The organism is Mesorhizobium sp. M7A.F.Ca.CA.001.04.2.1 (genome assembly GCF_003998485.1).
GTDB lineage: Bacteria > Pseudomonadota > Alphaproteobacteria > Rhizobiales > Rhizobiaceae > Mesorhizobium > Mesorhizobium ciceri.
Window position 1 is genome coordinate 17,320 of the sequence record NZ_RZQT01000005.1, and the last position, 20,599, is coordinate 37,918.

The following is a 20,599-nucleotide window of genomic DNA, read 5'->3' on the forward strand; positions in this document are numbered from 1 at the left end:
ACATTCGCTAGTATGACGAAGCCGAAATTCGCATTGCGGCGCAAGACATCGCGGCGCAAGACATCGCGGTGAAGACTGGGGAATTCACATGACCATACCCGCCGACCGGCTGACGACGCTGGAAATCCGCGCCGCCGAGCAGGAGAAGACCATCGAGGAACTGTCCGGCCAGATCGCCGAGCAGTGGAAAGTGATCGAGCGCATGCAGCGCAAGCTCGACGCGCTGACGGATCGTTTCCTGGCGCTGGAGGAGCAGACGGGAGATGAAGTGCCTGTAACCAAGCCGCCGCACTGGTGAGGAAAAAGGGAAGGGCGCACGCCATGGCCAGTGAAAGCGATCGCATTGCACGGGCCAGCGACTATGTGCGTGGCCTGATGAACGATGCGGAGCGCGAACGGGCCGAACGTGATCTGGAGATCGACCCGGCCTTCCGCGACGAGGTCGTGCGACTTGCCGAGCGCATGCACGTCTTCGACCGTGCCGAACCGGGGGATGGCGAGGAGCGCTGGAAGCAGATCACGCAGCGCATTGGCGAGCTGCCGCAGATGCGTAGTTCTGGCCTGAGCGACGCCAGGCCGCCAACCGTGATCCGAAGCCTGTCGCAGCGGCCATACGGCGTCGGCGTCCACGCGCTGGGCGGCCGGCGTGGATTTGTGGTTGCCGCCGGACTGATGGTGGCGTTCGCGCTCGGTTGTCTCGTCGCGAAGCTGCTATAGGCGAGGCCGGCGAGACATCAGAGCCATCGTCTCGCCGTCCGAACTGCATATCTCAACGATGTTCCAGCCGAGGGCCGCGTAGAAACCACGCGCATCCCATGTGTAGAGATAGAGCATCTCGACGCCCCGTGACGCCGCATGGGCTTCCGTTGCCTTGACCAGCGCGGTGGCGATGCCTTGGCGTCGATACCTTGCATCGACAACCAACCCGGCCAGCCATGGCGTCAGATCATGCGCGGGCTCCAGTTCGTGGCGGACCAGCAGGCATGTCCCGACCGGGGTGTCGCCGATCCGGGCCACGAATGCCGCCTCGAAACCGTCACCGGCGATCAAGTCGCGAAGCCCTGCCGCATCTTCCCCGAGAGTCCTTCCGGTTCCCTCGAAAAAGGCAGACAGGCGCAGTTGCGCGACCGCTGCTACGTCGTGCTCGCCCATGGGTCCGATCGTCGGCTGCATCTGTATCTCGAAACGGTGTCCGGCACGGAGCGAAGGTTTCGCTCGATCCGGTAAAGGCAAAACCGCCGGGCTGGCGCCCGGCGGTTTGCAGATCATGGCTGTATGTTCGTGCCGCTCAATAGGGGCAGGCGTTGTCAGTCGTATAGTCGTGTACTTCGACCTTGCCGGCAATGATGTCGGCCTTGGCCTTTTCGACGGCCGCCTTCATCTCGTCCGTCACCAGCGCCTTGTTGTTGTCGTCCATGGCGTAGTCGACGCCGCCTTCCTTGAGGCCGAGATTCTCGACGCCGCCCTTGAAGGTGCCGTTCTTGCCGTCCATGAAGGCGGTGTAGACGGCGACGTCGACGCGCTTCAGCATCGAGGTCAGCACCTTGCCGGGCTGCAGGCCGTTCTGGTTGGAATCGACGCCGATGCCGAGCTTGCCGGCATCTGCCGCCGCCTGCAGCACGCCGACGCCGGTGCCGCCTGCCGCGGCATAGACCACGTCGGAGCCCTGGTCGATCTGCGTCTTGGCGATCTCGCCGCCCTTGGCCGGATCGTTCCAGGCAGCCGGCGTGTCACCCGTCATGTTCTGGATGACATCGGTCGCGCCGGCCGATTTGGCACCGCCGACATAGCCGCATTCGAACTTGCGGATCAGCGGGATGTCCATGCCGCCGACGAAGGAGACCTTCTTCGACTTCGAGGCCATCGCCGCCATGATGCCGACGAGATAGGAGCCTTCGTTTTCCTTGAATACCAGCGAGCGGACATTGGGCATGTCGACGGCGTCGTCGATGATGGCGAAGTTGAGATCGGGATATTCGGCCGCGACCTTCTTCAGTGCATCCTCCCAGGCGAAGCCGGCCATGACGATCGGGTTGTGGCCGTCCTCGGCGAAGCGGCGCAGCGCCTGCTCACGCTGTGAGGCGTTGGAGACCTCGAATTCGACGTAGGCCGTGCCGGTTTCCGTCTTGAATTTCTCGGCGCCGTGATAGGCAGCCTCGTTGAAGGATTTATCGAATTTGCCGCCGAGATCATAGAGGATGGCCGGCTGGACATCCGCGGCGAAAGCCGGAAGAACCATTGCGGTTGCGGCCAGGAGGCCGAGAACGATACGTTTCATGTGATCCACACCCTGTCGGTTATTTTTTCCGTTACGCACCGCATGCCGGCCCGGTTCTCCGGCAGGCATGCGACGTCAGCCAGGAGTGTATTCCCTCCCGCTCGGCGGCAATCTGGCATGGCCCGAAACAAAATTCACGCGGAATTTTGACCTTTTGGAAAAGCTTGGTGCAGGCAAGCCGCACCGCAGCTTGTCCTTGCGCCAAGTGTCAGGCGGAGGCGGCGGCAGGGATGGCGCAATCGACACCGGTGCCTTTGAGGTTGCACGTGCCGTAAGGGTTCTTTGCCAGATATTGCTGGTGATCGGCTTCGGCGAAGTAGAATTCGGCCGCCGGGGCGATCTCGGTGGTGATCCTGCCGTGGCCGGCACCGCGCAGCGAGGTCTCATACGCATCGCGCGAGGCGCTCGCCGCCAACAGTTGCGCCTCGTCGCTCGTGTAGATCGCTGAACGATAGGCGGTGCCGACATCATTGCCCTGGCGCATGCCCTGCGTGGGATCGTGGCTTTCCCAGAACAGCTTCAGAAGCCCAGCATAGGAGACGATCCCGGGGTCATGGACCACCAGCACCGCTTCGGCATGACCGGTTAGCCCGGTGCAGGTCTCCTGATAGGTCGGATTGGGCGTGAAGCCGCCGGCATAGCCGGCCGCGGTGACCCAGACGCCTTCGATCTGCCAGAACAGCCGCTCCGCAGCCCAGAAGCAGCCGAGCCCGAACATGGCCGTCTCCAGCCCCTCGGGATAAGGACCCTTGAGCGGTCTTTTCAAGACCTTGTGCCTGGATGCGGTCGGGATCGCCCTGGCGCGGCCCGGCAGGGCCTCGGAGGGCTTCGGCAGATTGAGCTTCTTGTTCAGCATATCGCTGAGAAAGAACATGCGCGGGTTTCCCTCTCTTCGCGGAAAGCGGATCAGTTTGCGACGAACTGTCCGGCGCGACGTTGCCGCCTGTAGCCTATCGCATAGAGCAGGAAAGCCAGCACCGCGAACACGGCGAAGCCCGGCTGGTTCAGCACCCAGGCGATGGCGCCATCCCACAGCAGCGGGCTGGTCTTGGTTCGGATGAAGGTCTCGAAGGCGGCCCGCGTGTCGGGCGAGACCGCCAGCCAACTGCTGTTGAGCGGGGTCAGCACCAGCACGGAGGCCGCCACTGTGCGTGTCGCGTCGAGCACCGCCATGATGACGGAAATCGACAGCGCGATCATTGCGGCAAGACGAAAGACGAAGCGAAACATCAGAACCCTCCTCCGGGCTGGTCCTCTCCCGAGGGGCTTTTCAGAGATAGAATGCGCATGGCTGGATCGCAATCGCCATACGCGAATTTGCAGACTCCAAACTCAGGTCAACGGAGGGCCGGACGACAGTCAGTCGGGTCGCTTTTCATTGACATGTGAGGGCAGCTATGCTAATAATTCCGGTATGGCGTTGACTTGCGCCGATGACCCGCCGCACAGGCGGGTTTTTGCGTTTGGTGGCCGCAAACCGACTTGCCGGCGAAGTCTTCAAAGACCGTGTGAACCCGGATTTGTTGCCCGCGCGAATTATGCGGCCGGCTTCCTTTTGTGCCGGTGGACACGCCAGACAGCAAAAACGCCGCCGCCGATGGCGCCGATCACCAGACCGGCCAGGCCGGTGAACACGGCGAAATAGCCGCAGGCGCCCTCGAAACAGCTCATCTCGGTGGCATCGGCGATCACCGAGCCGATGGCGAATCCGCCCACGGCGCCGATGACCGCGCCCAGGACGATGCCGAGCAGCGCGGCGATGACCGAGACGAAGGCCGATGGGCTCTCGGTTTTCGGATTGACATAAACGGCATCGGCTTCGGATCCATGGCGCAGCAGATAGATGCAGAGCGCGCCGATGGCGATTTCGGCGCCGGTGACGACAAGCGCCTGGCCCGAGAAGACGAATCCCGGCACCGTAGGGGCATAGGCATGGATGACCAGCAGCCCGACGATTATGGCAATCTGCCAGATCGTGAACTGGCGCGGGAAGCGGGCCGAGCGGCCGAAGGCGAGGCCGAGCAGGTAAAGCCCCCACAGGATGGTGACGATGTCGACGACGAGCCCGCCATAGATAAGGTAAAGCACGCTGTCTGGCAGGCCGGTGGCGCCGACCGCGGGCCAGACGGAGATCAGGCCGTAGACCGACCACGCCATGACGAAGACAAGCCAGCCCACCGGCACGAAGGACAGCCCGCTGTCCGGCCGCCTGACTGGCGTCTGTCCATTGCTCGATGTCATGTCCGCACAATGCCCCCGCAAAGCCTCGGCACCCGACAGGCAACTCCGGGGGAAGTCAAGGGCGGCCGTCCCTGCGGTCCTGCCTGTGCACACCATTGCAGCGGCGGCGCCCGCAAAAACGGGCATGCCGGCGGCCTCGTGAAACACTGTGTGGCCGGCAAAGCGAATAGACTGCCGTTATGGCTTGGCATTCGCCGTCGGATCGACTAGATGAGCCCCGCGCCTGTTGCTTCGACGGCTCAGGTGCAGGGGAAGGCGTTTGCTGGTTGGCGACGCCGATGGCGAAAGTTCCGTCTTTCCCCAAGGGAGGTGCATCTCCCCAACCCGCGCGGCAAAACCGGCCGACGCGACATGCATGGACGGAGAGGTGGCCGAGTGGTTGAAGGCGCACGCCTGGAAAGTGTGTTTACGGGAGACCGTAACGCGGGTTCGAATCCCGCTCTCTCCGCCATCCTGCTTCGCTCTACGAGCTTCGCAGGACAAGCCCGAGCCTTTGCGCGAAGCAGGGCGGTAAACATCCCGCCGCGCTCTGCCCTAAAAACCTGCCAATCACAGGAGATGGCATGCCGAACGATGTAATCGTGCGCGACAGCAATGGCGCTCAATTGAATGACGGCGATTCCGTCACGCTGATCAAGGACCTCAAAGTCAAAGGCACTTCGGAAACGATCAAGCGCGGCACGTTGGTGAAGGCTATCCGCCTGAACGGCAATCCCGGCGAGATTGAATGCAACACCAAGCAAGTGAAAGGCCTGGTGCTCAAGACCGAGTTCGTGAAGAAGGCGTGAGCGTCAGGGCGGCAAGCGATCTCGATGGCTCCCTCGGGATTTTGGAGAGCCTGCCGTCGCCAAGTGGACTGCGGAGCCGTTGAGCGTCCGGCACGCGATCGTTGCGCTGCGAAATTGATAATTTCGCCGACCAGGCACAATCAAAAAACCGCCAAGACCCAAACCTGGAACCTCCGGCCTCATTGCGCGTTTCACGGCGTCCCGTTCGCGGATCCGCCCGGATATCTCTCCAAGCGCGCAAAAAAACCAGGAGCCCGCTTCATGCACGACAAGCTGTTTCATTCCCCGGTCGCACTCTCGGTCGGCCTTGGCTTCAAGCGCGAGATTGCGTCGCTGGCCGAAATGCACGACTTCCTCACCAATTGGACGACCTCCCGCCGCGGCCCGCTCTACCGCAACGCGGTGGAAGCATGTGAACTCGCCATCCCAGGCTATGTGACCATCGAGCAGGCCCGCCACGCGCTCGTCCAGTTTGCGCAAGCTTCTTGTATCCTGTGGCCGGACCTCGAGCCGGTGGCGGGCGTGCACGCCGTTGCGCGTGGCTATGGCGGCTACGCCGCCTGAAGATCGATACCCTCCGTGGCGGCTAAAGCCACACCACCATAGAAGGCCCGGCTGACCCCCAGCCGGGCTTTCCCGTTTCCGGCAGTTCGCAAGCAAATCGCAATCCTGTGGCTGGCCGCGTGTCTTGCGCGACAATCCCTGCGTGGAGTGTTGGGAAGAGCCCGCGCAAAAATCTTTATGAAATTCCTATTTCTTTCCACTGCGCCCCGTCTCGAACCTTTATGGCGATCGGGTCCATATTCCCTTCAGAAAACACATTCGGTTTCGTCGCCAAAGATGCGACGGGACACTTTCGATATATTGCGAACTCTCCTGTCAAGTTCGCAAAGTACAAAAGAACAAAGGGAATAAAAACAATGGATATGGCCGTTATCGGAATCGGAATTTTGTTCTTTGCCCTTTGCTTCGTCTACATAAAAGCTTGCGACGCGCTCTAGAGCGAGGCTGAAAAAATGATCGTCGACTATATTCTTGGTGGCGGCGTTACGCTGTTCCTGCTCGCCTACCTGACATACGCCCTCGTTCGTCCAGAACGCTTCTGAAGGCACGGAAAGCCACAGCCATGACACTGAACGGTTGGATACAGATCCTGGTCTATTGCGGGATCGTCATATTGCTGGTGAAGCCGCTCGGCGGCTACATGCACCGCGTCTTCAACGGCGACCGGACGCTGCTCTCGCCCGTCTTTGGCCCGCTCGAGCGCGGGCTGTACCGTGTTTGCGGAACCAGCGAACGCGAGGAACAGCACTGGACCACCTATGCGGTCGCCCTGCTGCTCTTCAACCTTGCCGGCTTCCTGGTGCTCTACGCCCTGCAGCGCCTGCAGGGCAGCCTGCCCTACAACCCGGCCGGCATGACAGCGGTCGAGCCTGGGCTCGCCTTCAACACCGCCGCCAGCTTCATGACCAACACCAACTGGCAGAACTATGGTGGCGAGAGCACGATGTCCTATCTCGTGCAGATGGCCGGGCTGACGGTGCAGAATTTCGTTTCGGCGGCCACCGGCATTGCCATCGCCATTGCGCTGATCCGCGGCTTTGCCCGCGCATCGGGCAAGTCGATCGGCAATTTCTGGGTCGATATGACCCGCTCCACACTCTATCTGCTGCTGCCGTTCTGCGTCGTGCTGACGCTGGCCTATGTCTGGCTCGGCATGCCGCAGACGCTGGGCGCCTATGTCAACGCCACGACGCTCGAAGGCGCGCAGCAGACCATCGCCGTCGGCCCGGTCGCTTCGCAGGTGGCCATCAAGATGCTCGGCACCAATGGCGGCGGCTTCTTCAACGCCAATGCCGCGCACCCGTTCGAGAACCCCGACGCGATCTCCAACCTGATCCAGATGGTGTCGATCTTCGCCATCGGCGCCGCCTTGACCAATGTCTTCGGCCGCATGATCGGCAACCAGCGCCAGGGCTGGGCGATCCTCTCGGCCATGGGCGTCATGTTCATCGCCGGTGTCGCCATCTGCTACTGGGCGGAAGCCGCCGGCAACCCGCTGGTGCATGCGCTGGGCATCGACGGCGGCAACATGGAGGGCAAGGAGACACGTTTCGGCATCGCCTTGTCGGCGCTGTTTGCCGTCATCACCACGGCCGCTTCCTGCGGCGCTGTCAACGCCATGCACGGCTCGTTCACGGCGCTCGGCGGCATGATCCCGATCATCAACATGCAGCTTGGCGAAGTCATCGTCGGCGGTGTGGGCGCGGGCCTCTATGGCATCCTGATGTACATCGTCGTCGCCGTCTTCGTCGCCGGCCTGATGGTCGGTCGCACGCCCGAATATCTCGGCAAGAAGATCGAGGCCAAGGAGGTCAAGATGGCGATGCTGGCCATATTGTGCCTGCCGCTGGCGATGCTGATCTTCACGGCCATCGCCGTCGTGCTGCCGACCGGCGTGGCGTCGATGGGCAATGCCGGCCCGCACGGCTTCTCGGAGGTCCTCTATGCCTACACGTCGGCGGCGGCCAACAACGGTTCGGCCTTTGGCGGCCTCAGCGGCAACACGCCCTGGTACAACATCACCATCGGCATCGGCATGCTGATGGGCCGCTTCCTGGTCATCATCCCGGCACTGGCCATTGCCGGCTCGCTGGTGGCGAAGAAAACGGTTCCGGCCTCCGCCGGCACCTTCCCGACCGATGGCCCGCTGTTCGTCGGGCTGCTGGTCGGCGTCATCCTGATCGTCGGTGGCCTCACCTTCTTCCCCGCGCTCGCCGTCGGACCGATCATCGAGCACCTGGCGATGGCTCACGGGCAGACCTTCTGAGGCCGCCATGTCGTGGTTCAATGCCATGCGCCGCAAGGTCGCCCACAGGGACGATCACGGAAAGGAGGAGGGACCTCCTCCTTTCCCGACCCTATCGACGTTTCTCGGCCTTGCGGCAGTCATGCTCGTCCTCTGGCTGCTGGCCTACGGGCCGCCCCATCTCTTTTCGGCATCCGATCATCCGGTGCCGTCCAACAACACCGAAGCCGGAGCTTCAAAATGAGCAACTCGAAATCAGCCAGCATCATGGATGCCGGCATCCTGCTTCCCGCCATCGGCGGCGCCTTCCGCAAGCTCGACCCGCGCACGCTGGCCAGGAACCCGGTGATGTTCGTCGTTGCCGTCGTCTCGGCGCTCACCACTGTGCTGTTCGTCAAGGACCTGGTCTCCGGCGGCGGCAATCTCGGCTTCACGCTGCAGATCATCATCTGGCTTTGGTTCACCGTGCTGTTCGCCAACTTCGCCGAAGCGGTCGCAGAAGGCCGCGGCAAGGCGCAGGCGGATTCGCTGCGCAAGGCACGCACCGAGACCAAGGCCAAGCTTTTGACCGGTGAAGACCGCACCAAATACAAACTTGTGCCCGGCACCAGCCTCAAGGTCGGCGATGCCGTGCTGGTCGAGGCCGGCGACATCATCCCGTCCGACGGCGAAGTGATCGAAGGCGTCGCTTCGGTCAACGAGGCCGCGATCACGGGCGAATCCGCGCCGGTGATCCGCGAATCCGGCGGCGATCGTTCGGCGGTCACCGGCGGCACGCAGGTGCTGTCCGACTGGGTTCGCGTGCGCATCACGGCGGCTTCCGGCCACACCTTCCTCGACCGCATGATCTCGCTGGTCGAAGGTGCGGAGCGCCAGAAGACGCCGAACGAGATCGCGCTCAACATCCTGCTCGTCGGCATGACGCTGATCTTCGTGCTGGCCACCGCGACGATCCCGAGTTTTGCTTCCTATTCGGGCGGCTATATTTCGGTGACCGTTCTGGTGGCGCTGTTCGTCACCTTGATCCCGACCACGATCGGGGCGCTGCTTTCGGCCATCGGCATCGCCGGCATGGACCGTCTGGTGCGATTCAACGTGCTGGCCATGTCGGGTCGCGCCGTGGAAGCCGCAGGCGACGTCGACACGCTGCTGCTCGACAAGACCGGCACGATCACGCTCGGCAACCGCCAGGCGACGCAGTTCCGCCCGGTCAAGGGCGTCACCGAACAGGAACTGGCCGACGCGGCCCAGCTTGCCTCGCTCGCCGACGAAACGCCGGAAGGCCGTTCCATCGTCGTGCTGGCCAAGGAGAAATACGCCATCCGCGCCCGCGACATGGCAACGCTGCACGCCACCTTCGTGCCCTTCACAGCACAGACCCGTATGAGCGGCGTCGACATCGATGGTTCGTCGGTGCGCAAGGGCGCCGTGGATTCCGTGCTTGCTCATGTCAACCAATCGACGGTCGCAGCCCATGCCACGCGGCCCGGCAGCGATACCGTCAGGGATCTCCAGGCCATCGCCGACGAGATCGCCAAGTCCGGCGGCACGCCGCTGGCGGTCGAACGCGACGGCCGCCTGCTCGGCGTCATCCACCTCAAGGACATCGTCAAGGGCGGTATCAGGGAGCGCTTCACCGAACTGCGCCGCATGGGAATCCGCACGGTGATGATCACCGGCGACAACCCGATGACGGCGGCGGCCATCGCTGCGGAAGCCGGCGTCGACGACTTCCTCGCCCAGGCCACACCGGAGGACAAGCTGAAGCTGATCCGCGACGAACAGGCCAAGGGCAAGCTGGTTGCCATGTGCGGCGACGGCACCAACGATGCGCCGGCCCTCGCGCAAGCCGATGTCGGTGTCGCCATGAACACCGGCACGGTCGCCGCCCGCGAGGCCGGCAACATGATCGATCTCGACAGCGATCCGACCAAGCTCATCGAGATCGTCGAGATCGGCAAGGCGCTCTTGATGACGCGGGGCTCGCTGACGACCTTCTCGATCGCCAATGACGTCGCCAAGTATTTCGCCATCATCCCGGCGATGTTCGCCGTCTTCTACGTCGCACCGGGACAGACGACCGGCCCGCTGCAGGCACTCAACGTCATGCATCTGGCGACGCCGCAGAGTGCCATCCTGTCGGCCATCATCTTCAACGCGCTGATCATCATCGCGCTGATCCCGCTGTCGCTGAAGGGCGTCAAATATCGGGCCATCGGCGCCGGCGCGCTGCTCAGCCGCAATCTTCTCGTCTACGGCCTCGGCGGCCTCATCGTGCCTTTCGTCGGCATCAAGGCGATCGACATGATCGTCACCGCGCTTGGCCTCGCTTAACTCTTTGTTTTAACGCAATTCCCTAGGGAAAACCGCTTCACACTTTTCCTGGAATTGCTTTGAGGAACATCTCCATGCTCACCCAGATAAGACCCGCGATCATCATGATCGTCTTCTTCACGGTCCTGACCGGCCTGATCTATCCCCTGGGCATGACCGGCATCGCCCAGGCGCTGTTTCCGCGGCAGGCCAATGGCAGCCTGGTCGAGAGGGACGGCAAGATCATCGGCTCCGAATTGATCGGCCAGGGGTTTGCCAGCGACAAGTATTTCCACGGCCGCCCCTCGGCTGCCGGCGACGGCTACAATGCAGCCGCCTCGAGCGGCAGCAATCTCGGCCCGACCAGTCCCAAGCTGATCGACCGCATCAAGGGCGACGCCGAGAAGTTGAAAGCGGAAAACCCGAACCAGCCTGTTCCGATGGATCTGGTGACGACGTCCGGCAGTGGCCTCGATCCCGACATCAGCCCGGAAGCCGCCTACTTCCAGGTCGCCCGGGTGGCCAAGGCCAGGGGCATCGAGGAGGCCAGGGTCAAGGCGGTTGTCGATGCCCAAGTCGAGGGCAGGGAACTCGGCTTCATGGGCGAGCCTGTGGTCAATGTGCTCGGTCTCAACCTTGCGCTGGACGTAGCGAAAGAGTGAATGGCGGCGGCCGGGGATCGACAGTACCCCCGGCGCCATCCATGATCGATCCCGATGCCTGACGACAGAAGCAGCGACACCAGACCCTCGCCCGACGCACTGCTTGACCATGCCGAGCGGGAGGGTCGCGGCCGCCTGAGAATTTTCCTCGGCGCGGCACCCGGCGTCGGCAAAACCTATGAGATGCTGATGTCGGGCCGCGCCAGGCTGGCCGACGGCGTGGATGTGGTGATCGGCGTCGTCGAGACGCATGGCCGCAAGGAGACGCTGGCCCTGGTCGAGGGCTATGAGGTCATTCCCCGCCGCAAGGTCGACTACAAGGGGCGCATCCTCGACGAGATGGATATCGATGCCATCCTCGCCCGGCGCCCGGCGCTGGTTCTTGTCGACGAACTCGCCCACACCAATGCGCCCGGCAGCCGCCATCCCAAGCGCTACCTCGACGTCCAGGAGATCCTGACGCACGGCATCGACGTCTATACGACGCTCAACATCCAGCATGTCGAAAGCCTGAACGACGTCGTCGCCCAGATCACCAAGGTCAGGGTCCGCGAGACGGTTCCCGATTCCATCATCGACCAGGCCGACGATGTCGAGATCATCGATCTCACCCCCGACGACCTGATCAAGCGGCTCGAGGAAGGCAAGGTCTATTTCCCCAACACCGCGCAGCGCGCGATCGAGAACTATTTCTCACCGGGCAATCTGACGGCGCTCAGGGAACTGGCGCTGCGCCGCACCGCGCAGCGTGTCGACGACCAGTTGCTCATCCATATGCAGGCGCACGCCATTCCCGGACCGTGGGCGGCAGGCGAAAGGGTCCTCGTCTGCCTCGACGCGCGACCTGGAGGAGCGGCCCGCGTGCGCTATGCACGCAGGCTGGCCGACCGGCTGCGTGCTCCTTGGACGGCGCTGCACGTCGACAGCACGCGCTCGGCCAGCATGCCCGAGGATGACAAGGACCGGCTGGCGACGAACCTGCGCCTTGCCCAGCAGCTTGGCGCCGAGGTGACGACCATTCCGGGTCAGAATGTGGCGCAGGACATCGTGCGTTATGCGACGGCGAACAATTTTACCCATATCGTCGTGGGCAGGCCGACCCGGTCGCGCTGGCGCGAATTGATCGAAGGCTCGCTCACCTACGATCTCATCCGCAATGCCGGCGATATCAGCGTCCATGTCATTTCGGGAAGCGAACGCGGCACCGAGGCGGCGTCGCGGAGCGTCAAGGCGGCCGACGAGCAGCGGCAGTTCGAAATCCGGCCCTATCTCAAGGCGACGGCCTTTGTCATCGGCTCGCTCGCCTTCGCCGTCCTTCTCGATCAGTTTCTCGACGTTCGCAATCTGGCGATCATTCTGCTCATCGGGGTGCTGGCATCGGCGGTGACCGGCGGCCTGTGGCCGGCTCTGTATGCTTGTTTCGTCAGCGCCCTTGCTTTCAATTATTTCTTCCTGGAGCCGCGCTATACGCTGACGATCAGGGATCCGGAGAGCATCGTCGCGCTTGGCGTCTTTCTCGTCGTTGCGGTCATTGCCAGCAATCTGACGGCGCGCGTGCAGCGCCAGGCGGTCGCCGCCCGCTCGCGGGCGCGGGCGACCGAGGATATCTACCTCTTTTCGAAGAAGCTCGCCGGCGCCGGGACGCTGGACGACGTTCTCTGGGCCACCGCCTTCCAGATCGCCTCGATGCTGAAGCTGCGCGTGGTGCTGCTTTTGCCGGAAGACGGGACGATCACCGTCAAGGCCGGCTATCCGCCTGACGACACGCTGGCCGAAGCCGACATCGCCGCCGCCCGCTGGGCCTGGGAGCATAATCGTGCCGCGGGTCGCGGCGCCGACACGCTTCCGGGCGCCAAGCGCCTCTATCTGCCCTTGCGGACAGGACGCACGGCCATCGGGGTCGTCGGCCTCGACAACGACAAGCAGGGGCCGCTGCTGACGCCCGAGCAGCAGCGGCTTCTCGACGCATTGGCCGACCAGGCGGCGGTCGCTATCGAGCGTATCCAACTGGTCGCCGACGTCGACCGGGCCAAGCTCGCCGCCGAGGCGGACAGGCTGCGCTCGGCGCTGCTCACCTCCATTTCCCATGATCTGAAGACGCCGCTCGCCGCCATCATGGGCGCCGCTGGCACGCTGCGGGATTTTTCAGCAGCACTTCCCGAACCGGACCGGGCCGAACTGCTGTCGACGGTGCTCGACGAATCCGAGCGGTTGAACCGCTTCATCGCCAATCTGCTCGACATGACCAAGATCGAGTCCGGCGCGATGGAGCCGAACTACGCCTTTCACTATGTCGGCGACATCGTCGGCTCCGCCCTGCAAAGGGCCAGGAAAATCATCGGCGAGCACAAGATCGAGACGGACATTCCCAGGGATTTGCCGATGTTGAAGGTCGACCCGGTGCTGTTCGAGCAAGCGTTGTTCAATCTTCTCGACAATGCGGCGAAATATGCCCCGGCCGGCTCGACGATCCGCGTCCAAGGCTGGACCGACAATGGCTCCGTCCTGCTGCAGATCATGGATGAAGGGCCGGGCATTCCTCCCGGCGATCTGGAACGGATTTTCGACACCTTCTACCGGGTGCGCAAGCGCGACCAGATCCGCGCCGGCACCGGGCTCGGCCTGTCGATCTGCCGCGGCTTCATAGAGGCGATGGGTGGCACGATCACGGCGGCAAACCGGACCGACGGTTCGGGCGCGGTCTTCACCATCAAAATGCCCAAGCCGGCAAATCCGCCCAATTTCGACGCTTCGAATACCGACGATGTGGGTGACCTGGCATGACAAACTCGAACGTCAGGATACTGGTCGTCGATGACGAGCCGCCGATCCGCAAGCTGCTGCGCGTCGGCCTCGGCAGCCAGGGCTACGCGATCAGCGAGGCGCCGAATGCCAGGGCGGCCATCGAGCTGATGGAGGCGGAGAAGCCGGACCTCGTCTTGCTCGACCTTGGCCTGCCCGGCATGAGCGGCCATGAGTTGCTGCGCAAATGGCGCGACGACGGCCTCGACATTCCGGTGGTCATCCTGTCCAGCCGGACCGACGAGGCCGGTATCGTCCAGGCCCTGGAACTCGGCGCCGACGACTATGTCACCAAACCCTTCGGCATGAACGAACTGGTCGCACGCATCCGCGTGGCGCTCCGCCACAAGTTCCAGCAGCAGGGCGAGAAGCCGATTTTCCAGACCGGCGATCTCAGCGTCGATCTGGTCAAGCGCATCGTCAAGGTCGAGGGCAAGGAGGTAAAGCTGTCGCCGAAGGAATACGACATCCTGCGCATGCTGGTGCAGCACGCCGGCAAGGTGCTGACCCATCATTTCCTGTTGAAGCAGGTCTGGGGCGACTCGACCGACGTGCAGTATCTCAGGGTCTATGTGCGGCAGCTCAGGCAGAAGATCGAGAAGAGCCCCGATCAGCCGCGCTACATCACCACCGAGACCGGCGTCGGCTACCGCCTGCGCGAGGTCGAATGAGCGGGTTGGGCGCTTCTAGCCAGTAGCTTCCAGCTGCTGGCCAAGCGGCCTGGAAACCCGCAAGGCCGCCAGGCAGCCGACAATACCGAGCGGGACGAAGGCAAGAAACAGCCAGGACGCGACATTCGCCGCCGCGTCGTGGTTCAAACCTTGCGAAAAGCCGCTGGCATTGGCGACGATGCCGGCAAGGGCTGCACCCACGGCGTAGCCGATGCGCTGCATGGTCGGCACCGCCGCCGAGGCGATGGTCTGCTCGCTCTCCGGGGCGGAGGCGACGATGACGCGTGTCAGGAACGGCCAGGCGATGCCGAAGCCGCCGCCTTGCAACAGGGCGCAGATCAGGATGAGCGGGATGGAACCCAGGGGTATCGTGTAGGCAAAGCCGGCGATGCCGGCCGCGATCATCACCGCGCCGCCGATGATAATCAGCCGCTCGCGCCGCGGCGGCGCGTTGGCGACCAGGATCGACAGGATCGACCAGGCGATCGATTCGGCGGCGATGATGTAGCCGGTGGTCAGCAGCGGAATGTCGTGAAGGCTGGTCAGCAGCAGCGGCCCGTAGACGCCGAAGGAACAGGTGGCCACCGAAAAGGCGGCAACCATGGTCATGCCGGCGCCGACCGGCGTGCGCCATGAGAACAGCCGCGCCGGGAACAGCCGCGAAAGCGGCTTCAGCGCGTCGATGGTGAAGAACAGCAGCAGGCCGATGAGGCCGAAGGCCATCAGCAGCGAAGAGCGCAGCAAGGCGATGTCGACGCCGGCCGAGGCGATCAACACCACGGCAACTGTAAGGCAGGCAAGGGCCGCGAACGGGAAGGGCGGCGCCCCGCCTGCGCTCGCCTTCGGCCTCGTCGCCTCCGGCGTGTCGAGCACGATGAAACTTGCCAGCGCCATGGCTGCGCCGCCGAGGGTGAAGATGCCGAAGGCCCAGCGCCATGACAAAAGCTCGGTCATGATCGCGCCGAGCAATGGTCCGCTGAAGGCGGCGACGCCCCAGATCGCCGACATGATGCCGAAAAGCTGCGGCCAGATGGCGCGCGAGAACAGTCGTTCGACCGAGACGAAGGCCAGCGACACCAGCGCACCGCCGCCAAGTCCTTCGATCAGGCGGCCGGCGAGGAACAGTTGCATGGAAGGCGAGGTGGCGCAGATCAGGGCGCCTGCTGCGTAGAGCAGGGCTGCGACCACCATGTTGGTGCGCAAGGGGACATAACTCACCAGCCGTCCGGCGGCCGCGCCGGCAACGATGGCACCGAGTTCGTAGATCGCCAGCGACCAGCCGACGAGCTGCACGCCCGCCAGTTCGCCGACCATGGCCGGCATCACCGTTGCCACCATCGTCTCGTTGGTGGCGTGCAACAGGATGCCGAGGCTGATGAAGCAGAAGCGCGCCAGGTCGCCGCTTGCCCATAATCCGCGCCAGTCGACCTTGTTTGTGCTGATCTCGGTCATTTCCACCCCTGTCTTGCATATCTCGACGCCAGCGCAGGACGCCAGAAGCCAGTGCGGCTTTCCGGCAGGACCATGCGGTTCGACAGCGCCGGATCGGGCGCCGCATCGAGGCGTTGTTGCGTTCGGGGCAGGCTTGTAAAACCTCAACCGGGGTTGAGCTCAAGCGGTTTTTTGAGGACCGTTCGCGCGGCAGCCTTTCCGATTGGCGGGTTCGTTGCGCGATCAGTTCTCGGTGCTGCGCAGCTGGAACTGGCTGACGCCGATCGCGAGGTTCATGCCGGTCTGCGTCTGCAAGCTGAGCGGCTGCAAGGTGAAGGCCTGAGCGGAGCCGCCGACCAGGAGATTGGCGCCGGCGCCGACGGCGGCCGTCACCTCGGCGCTGGCGCCGATGTAGTCGCCGGCCAGCGCACCCGGCGCGTAGATGTTCTTCAGCGGCGTCAGCACGATCCACTGCATGACCGTCTGCTTCGTCGTGCCGATGTCTAGGCCGTATTTGTTGACGGCGCCGAAATAGGCTTCCGGCGCGAAGCTCTTGTCGGCGGGGTTGAAGGTGCAGCTCAGATCCTTGCTCGAGCCGAAGATGAAGCCGGTGCCGCCGCCAATGGCACAGTCAAGCGTGCCGAGTTCTACGCCACCGTCCTGCGCCTGCGCTGCTCCGACAAACACGGTAGCGAATATGGCAGCAGCAATGGCTGTCTTCAGCATGATGGTCCCTCAAAAATCAACGGCGCGGAACCATCCTATCTGGTTCCGCGCCGCGGGGTGAGGGGTCATGGAGCGCACGGCTCCATGCGATCACTTGAATGAATGGATCAGCTGGAGCGAGGTCACGGCCACGGCAAGGTTGACGCCGGTCTGCGCCTGGACGCTGAGCGGCTCCAGCATGAAGGCGCTGTCCAGGCCGCCAACCAGCAGATTGGCGCCGCCGCCGGTCACCACGCTCGCCTCGGCGTTGACGCCGTAATAGCTGCCGGCGAGATCGCCTCCGTCACGGTCCCGGGTCGCAGCCAGCACGGCCCAGACGAGCTGGCCCTGATGTGTCTGGCCGACATCGAGGCCGATCTTGGAGATGACGCCTGTGTAAACCTCGGACGGCCCGTGATGATGAGGCCGGAAGACACAGGACACGCCCTTGTTGGAAGCGACGATATAAGCGGTGCCGCCGTCGATGGTGCAATCGAGCGTGCCGAGTTGCAGCTTGCCGGCGCTGGCTGGAGCCACCGCGAACATCGTCGTGGCGAGGGCAGCGGCGCAGGCGAGTTTCTTGATCATGGGAGGGTCCTTTCGCAAATTGCTTTTCGATAACGGCTTGGGAGGCCAGACCGTTCCGCTGAAAACTTGGCGCGATCAAGGCAGGGGCCGAAAGCCTCCTGCCGGGGTTAATGCGCAGTTGCGAAGTGCGTCTTTTCGGACACGCCAAGGATCCCGCGGCACTTGGATGTCACGCGGCTTTGTATGGGAAGCGTTTGCCGAAACCGAGATCAGCTGACGCGGGCGAGGCCATCCTTGGCCGGCTGGTAGGTCGGGTCGAGGCGAACGGCTTCCTTATAGGATTTCGCGGCTTTGGCCTTGTCACCGCGCCGCTCGTAGATCAGCGCCTGGTTGGCCCAGGCCTCGGCGTTCTTGCCGTCGAGCTTGATCGCCATGTTGAAATCGGAGAAGGCGTTGTCCTCGTCATTGGTTGCCAGATAGGAGAGGCCGCGGCCGTTGTAGGGCTCGGCGGCGTCCGGCGCCAGCGAGATGGCGGTCGAGAAATCCTCGATGGCGAATTTGTGCTGGCCCTGGCTCTGATAGATCAGGCCTCGATTGTGGTAGGCGCGCGCGTCGGTCGTATCGAGTTGGATCGCCTTCTGAAAGTCGTTGAAGGCGTCCTGGGTGCGACCCGCCTTGCGGTAGAGATTGCCGCGGCCGATATAGGCGGCGTCATAGTTCGAGTTGATCTGGATCGAACGGTTGTAGTCCGCGAGTGCGGCTTCCTGGTTGCCGAGGAAGCGCTGGATGAGCGCACGATTCGAATAGGCCTGGAAGAAATTCGGATTGAGCTGGATGGCTTGATTGAAATCCTTGAGCGCCGCCTGGTATTGGCCGCCACGGCCATAGGCCGAGCCGCGCACATTGTAGCCTTCGGGATCCTGGGGATTGCGCTGGATGACCGCCGACAGCGAGGAAATGTTCTCGCTCGAGCCTTGCGCCTTGTCGATGTTGTTGAATTCACCGGTCGGGCCCGCCGTTTGGCAGCCGGCAAGCGCCAGTCCGGAGAGCAGGGCCGCTGTCAGGGCGAAACCACGCAATGCGGTCCCGCGCTCCACGCTCGTTGCGTTCATGTCTGCCCTGTCCTCACTTCAAGCCGCGTCGTTCAGATCCGGCTCCCCCTCCGGACCGGTCACATCAAAACAAAAAGGTGGCGGCGATTCCACATCGCGCCACCTCTGATATCCTTCGAAAAGGACGAAAAATTGGCGTTAGAACCGCGGCGGACGCGGAGCGCCAGCTGCACCACCAGCGGCGCCGGCAGCAACAGGGCGCGGCGTCATCGGCAGCAGGCCTTCGCGCTGGGCGCGCTTGCGGGCCAGCTTGCGGGCGCGGCGAACGGCTTCAGCCTTTTCGCGGGCGCGCTTCTCGGACGGCTTCTCGTAGTGACCGCGCATCTTCATTTCGCGGAAAATGCCTTCGCGCTGCATCTTCTTCTTGAGAGCGCGAAGCGCCTGATCAACGTTATTGTCGCGGACGAGTACCTGCACGGGCAATCCTGTCTTTCGGGTTTGATATCAACAGGCAAGCGGTCATAGCCGCTAGCCTCCGCGGCGGTTTACACCACGAATTGTGGCGGCTGATAGCAGAATCATGCCGCGCTGTCCACAGCGGAATCGCTCTGGGCAAAAGGTATTGATGCCCGCAGACGTCAGCGGCTGGCCTAGCGCATCCCGGCGGCGTTGGCGGAAATCCCGCATCTCGCGGTAGCGGCTGCTGTTTAAGCTGCTGTTTAATTAGTTATCAAGGCGGGAAAATGCTTGCTCATCGGTTCAATTAAAATCAAGCTTGCGGCAATTGGGGTGGGATTACTCGGGCAGCCTCCTGGCGTTGGAGGATGATCCGAAGAGGGGGCCGATTTGAAGGTCGAATTTTGCACGTCAGTGCCGATGTTTTTTGGACATGAGATTTCGTCGACGAACAACACGCTCAGGCAGCAGAAAATTGCGCTGGAGGACAATCCCGCCTTCGAAGGAGCATATCTCAGGCCGATAGCCGTGGACCGAATTGCGCGAAGAAAGAATAGCTACTTTGTCGTAAATTCAAGAAGTGAATACATAGAAGAAATAGCAAGAAACGGCCTTTCTTCCGCTAAAACGGTTGTGTCGGTCGCAACCAGTGTCGAATATGAATCCAGAGATTATGGCGTATTTCTTTGTAACATATTTACGATTGTAGAATTTAAAGGCTGTGACGCCAAGACGTTGGACAATATCATTGATATGTACCAGGAATTTTTTCCGCGGCTTTTCAGCAGGGGAAAAATCCCTGAAGGCATTTCCATCCTGGATCAATCGGCGCTCGACAAAATAGCCCGCTTTGCCGGGGTTTCACCCGAAGATGCGCAAATTTCGAAAGTCTCCCTGTGCGGCAGCTATGCGGAGTTCTTCGCCATCTTCCCGGAGGGGCAATCTGCGGATTGCCCTGTCGATGCCGGGAAACATTACAAGGTAAAGGACGATCAGCAATTCATCGACATAGAATACGCCAGTGGGAAAAATTCACGGGTGATATCGGGCTATTCCATCTTCGGGCTCATAACCGATGATCCGGACGAGGCGTACAAGATTTTCAAGGAGATGGTTTTCCATGTGAATTACCACTGGAACCTCATCCGTGACCTTCGTGACGGGGTACAGCAAAGGTTCCTGAACCTGATCGCCGACGAGGCCAAGGCGAGCGTGCTTGCCAAGACCATCAAGGAAATCGACAGGCAAAGCGACCTGATCCGCGCGCTGACCTATGAGGCCGACAGCATTTCGGTCTGCGAATGGGCAGAGGAGCGCAACCTCTATCAATCGCTTTGGAATGGGTGGAAGGGCGATGAGCTCGTCGGCGCGACGTCCGGCTACATCGAGGACGTCAAGTCGTCTGTCTCAAGACGATATGACGAAAGAACGTCGAAATACGAAGGTATCATCCAGATTCTGCTGACGTTCATTACGCTACTTACTATAGTGTCGATAGTGTTTCAAACGGTGGATTTTGTCTATTCGAGTTCTGAACCGATGTCTCAGATGTGGCCGCAGAATATTGTGCGACTGTACTGGTTTGGCTTTACGTCTATATTTTTTGCAGTGGTTTTCATCGCCTCTCTGGCGGTCAGATCGCGGCAAAAATAGCGAGATGGAATTTGGCTCCGGCATCCCTGGAGACTGAGATTTCACGCAGAAATTCGTCCAGGCCATTGGTCGGATCATCGCGGCAGGGGTGTAGAAGAAGGAAGAGACGGGTGACGCTCGTTGTCGCCTCCGCCCTTTCGTCGCCGTGCTGCAGAGGGCTGGCTCGGCGGCAGCAAGCGCCAGCCGCCAGTCTTGTCCGTGAACATGCAT

At 62.4% G+C, this 20,599-nt stretch carries 22 protein-coding genes and 1 tRNA gene; 13 read left to right on the forward strand and 10 right to left on the reverse strand.

The window, feature by feature from the left end; all coding sequences use genetic code 11:
* The first annotated feature begins 88 nt into the window (after nt 1-88).
* Entirely contained in the window at nt 89-298 is a 210-nt protein-coding gene (locus EN955_RS02920) for a SlyX family protein (protein WP_013529634.1), read from the forward strand.
* A 23-nt stretch (nt 299-321) separates the two neighbouring features.
* Nucleotides 322-717: a hypothetical protein gene (locus EN955_RS02925; RefSeq protein ID WP_013529635.1), complete on the forward strand. Its 396-nt coding sequence runs from the start codon at nt 322-324 to the stop codon at nt 715-717.
* Here EN955_RS02925 and EN955_RS02930 read toward each other — a convergent pair.
* The 5 genes from EN955_RS02930 to EN955_RS02950 form a co-directional block, all read right to left on the reverse strand.
* A complete protein-coding gene (locus tag EN955_RS02930; RefSeq protein WP_013529636.1) occupies nt 712-1,173 on the reverse strand; it encodes a GNAT family N-acetyltransferase in 462 nt (153 codons plus the stop codon). The two genes, EN955_RS02925 and EN955_RS02930, sit on opposite strands and share 6 nt — an antisense overlap.
* Nucleotides 1,174-1,288: 115 nt before the next feature.
* A complete protein-coding gene (locus EN955_RS02935; RefSeq protein WP_024502791.1) occupies nt 1,289-2,278 on the reverse strand; it encodes a BMP family ABC transporter substrate-binding protein in 990 nt (329 codons plus the stop codon).
* A 208-nt stretch (nt 2,279-2,486) separates the two neighbouring features.
* A complete protein-coding gene (gene msrA, locus EN955_RS02940) occupies nt 2,487-3,152 on the reverse strand; it encodes a peptide-methionine (S)-S-oxide reductase MsrA (RefSeq protein WP_024502790.1) in 666 nt (221 codons plus the stop codon).
* 32 nt (nt 3,153-3,184) lie between these two features.
* Complete coding sequence (locus EN955_RS02945) at nt 3,185-3,508, reverse strand: hypothetical protein (RefSeq protein WP_024502789.1); 324 nt, start codon at nt 3,506-3,508, stop codon at nt 3,185-3,187.
* 306 nt (nt 3,509-3,814) lie between these two features.
* Nucleotides 3,815-4,519 (reverse strand): hypothetical protein, encoded by a 705-nt coding sequence (locus EN955_RS02950; protein ID WP_024502788.1) that lies wholly within the window; start codon nt 4,517-4,519, stop codon nt 3,815-3,817.
* A 361-nt stretch (nt 4,520-4,880) separates the two neighbouring features.
* Here EN955_RS02950 and EN955_RS02955 point away from each other — a divergent pair.
* From EN955_RS02955 to EN955_RS03005, 10 genes are all read left to right on the forward strand, one after another.
* Nucleotides 4,881-4,970 (forward strand) — tRNA-Ser (locus tag EN955_RS02955).
* A 112-nt stretch (nt 4,971-5,082) separates the two neighbouring features.
* A complete protein-coding gene (locus EN955_RS02960; RefSeq protein WP_013529641.1) occupies nt 5,083-5,307 on the forward strand; it encodes an alkylphosphonate utilization protein in 225 nt (74 codons plus the stop codon).
* A 261-nt stretch (nt 5,308-5,568) separates the two neighbouring features.
* Nucleotides 5,569-5,871, forward strand: a complete 303-nt coding sequence (locus EN955_RS02965; RefSeq protein WP_013529642.1) for a DUF982 domain-containing protein — start codon at nt 5,569-5,571, stop codon at nt 5,869-5,871.
* A 452-nt stretch (nt 5,872-6,323) separates the two neighbouring features.
* Entirely contained in the window at nt 6,324-6,413 is a 90-nt protein-coding gene (locus EN955_RS02975; protein WP_032808122.1) for a K(+)-transporting ATPase subunit F, read from the forward strand.
* 20 nt (nt 6,414-6,433) lie between these two features.
* Nucleotides 6,434-8,137, forward strand: coding sequence for a potassium-transporting ATPase subunit KdpA (gene kdpA, locus EN955_RS02980; RefSeq protein ID WP_024502786.1), 1,704 nt, complete (start codon nt 6,434-6,436; stop codon nt 8,135-8,137).
* 25 nt (nt 8,138-8,162) lie between these two features.
* Nucleotides 8,163-8,360 (forward strand): hypothetical protein, encoded by a 198-nt coding sequence (locus EN955_RS02985; RefSeq protein ID WP_224621338.1) that lies wholly within the window; start codon nt 8,163-8,165, stop codon nt 8,358-8,360.
* Nucleotides 8,357-10,450 carry a potassium-transporting ATPase subunit KdpB gene (kdpB, locus tag EN955_RS02990; protein ID WP_024502785.1) on the forward strand — a complete coding sequence of 698 codons (2,094 nt, stop codon included), beginning with the start codon at nt 8,357-8,359 and terminating at the stop codon, nt 10,448-10,450. The genes EN955_RS02985 and kdpB overlap by 4 nt, the downstream gene beginning before the upstream one ends.
* 74 nt (nt 10,451-10,524) lie before the next feature.
* Nucleotides 10,525-11,091 (forward strand): potassium-transporting ATPase subunit KdpC, encoded by a 567-nt coding sequence (kdpC, locus tag EN955_RS02995; RefSeq protein ID WP_024502784.1) that lies wholly within the window; start codon nt 10,525-10,527, stop codon nt 11,089-11,091.
* A 54-nt stretch (nt 11,092-11,145) separates the two neighbouring features.
* On the forward strand, nt 11,146-13,875 hold the full coding sequence (locus EN955_RS03000; RefSeq protein WP_013529647.1) for a sensor histidine kinase KdpD: 2,730 nt from the start codon (nt 11,146-11,148) through the stop codon (nt 13,873-13,875).
* Complete coding sequence (locus EN955_RS03005) at nt 13,872-14,564, forward strand: response regulator transcription factor (RefSeq protein ID WP_013529648.1); 693 nt, start codon at nt 13,872-13,874, stop codon at nt 14,562-14,564. The genes EN955_RS03000 and EN955_RS03005 overlap by 4 nt, the downstream gene beginning before the upstream one ends.
* A gap of 15 nt (nt 14,565-14,579) precedes the next feature.
* Here the strand turns inward: EN955_RS03005 and EN955_RS03010 are convergent, their stop codons facing one another.
* The 5 genes from EN955_RS03010 to rpsU all read right to left on the reverse strand — a co-directional run bounded on the left by EN955_RS03010 (nt 14,580) and on the right by rpsU (nt 18,757).
* Nucleotides 14,580-16,016, reverse strand: coding sequence for an MFS transporter (locus tag EN955_RS03010; RefSeq protein WP_024502783.1), 1,437 nt, complete (start codon nt 16,014-16,016; stop codon nt 14,580-14,582).
* Nucleotides 16,017-16,238: 222 nt separating this feature from the next.
* Nucleotides 16,239-16,721, reverse strand: a complete 483-nt coding sequence (locus EN955_RS03015; protein ID WP_024502782.1) for a DUF992 domain-containing protein — start codon at nt 16,719-16,721, stop codon at nt 16,239-16,241.
* Nucleotides 16,722-16,811: 90 nt separating this feature from the next.
* On the reverse strand, nt 16,812-17,288 hold the full coding sequence (locus tag EN955_RS03020; RefSeq protein WP_024502781.1) for a DUF992 domain-containing protein: 477 nt from the start codon (nt 17,286-17,288) through the stop codon (nt 16,812-16,814).
* Between the two features lie 209 nt (nt 17,289-17,497).
* Nucleotides 17,498-18,340, reverse strand: a complete 843-nt coding sequence (locus EN955_RS03025) for a tetratricopeptide repeat protein (RefSeq protein WP_013529652.1) — start codon at nt 18,338-18,340, stop codon at nt 17,498-17,500.
* Nucleotides 18,341-18,478: 138 nt separating this feature from the next.
* The gene (rpsU, locus tag EN955_RS03030; RefSeq protein WP_013529653.1) at nt 18,479-18,757 is read right to left on the reverse strand and encodes a 30S ribosomal protein S21; all 279 of its coding nucleotides are present in this window, start codon (nt 18,755-18,757) and stop codon (nt 18,479-18,481) included.
* 369 nt (nt 18,758-19,126) lie between these two features.
* On the opposite strand from rpsU, the gene EN955_RS03035 reads away from it, so the two are divergent.
* A complete protein-coding gene (locus EN955_RS03035) occupies nt 19,127-20,389 on the forward strand; it encodes a hypothetical protein (RefSeq protein WP_127218786.1) in 1,263 nt (420 codons plus the stop codon).
* Nucleotides 20,390-20,599: the final 210 nt, after the last annotated feature.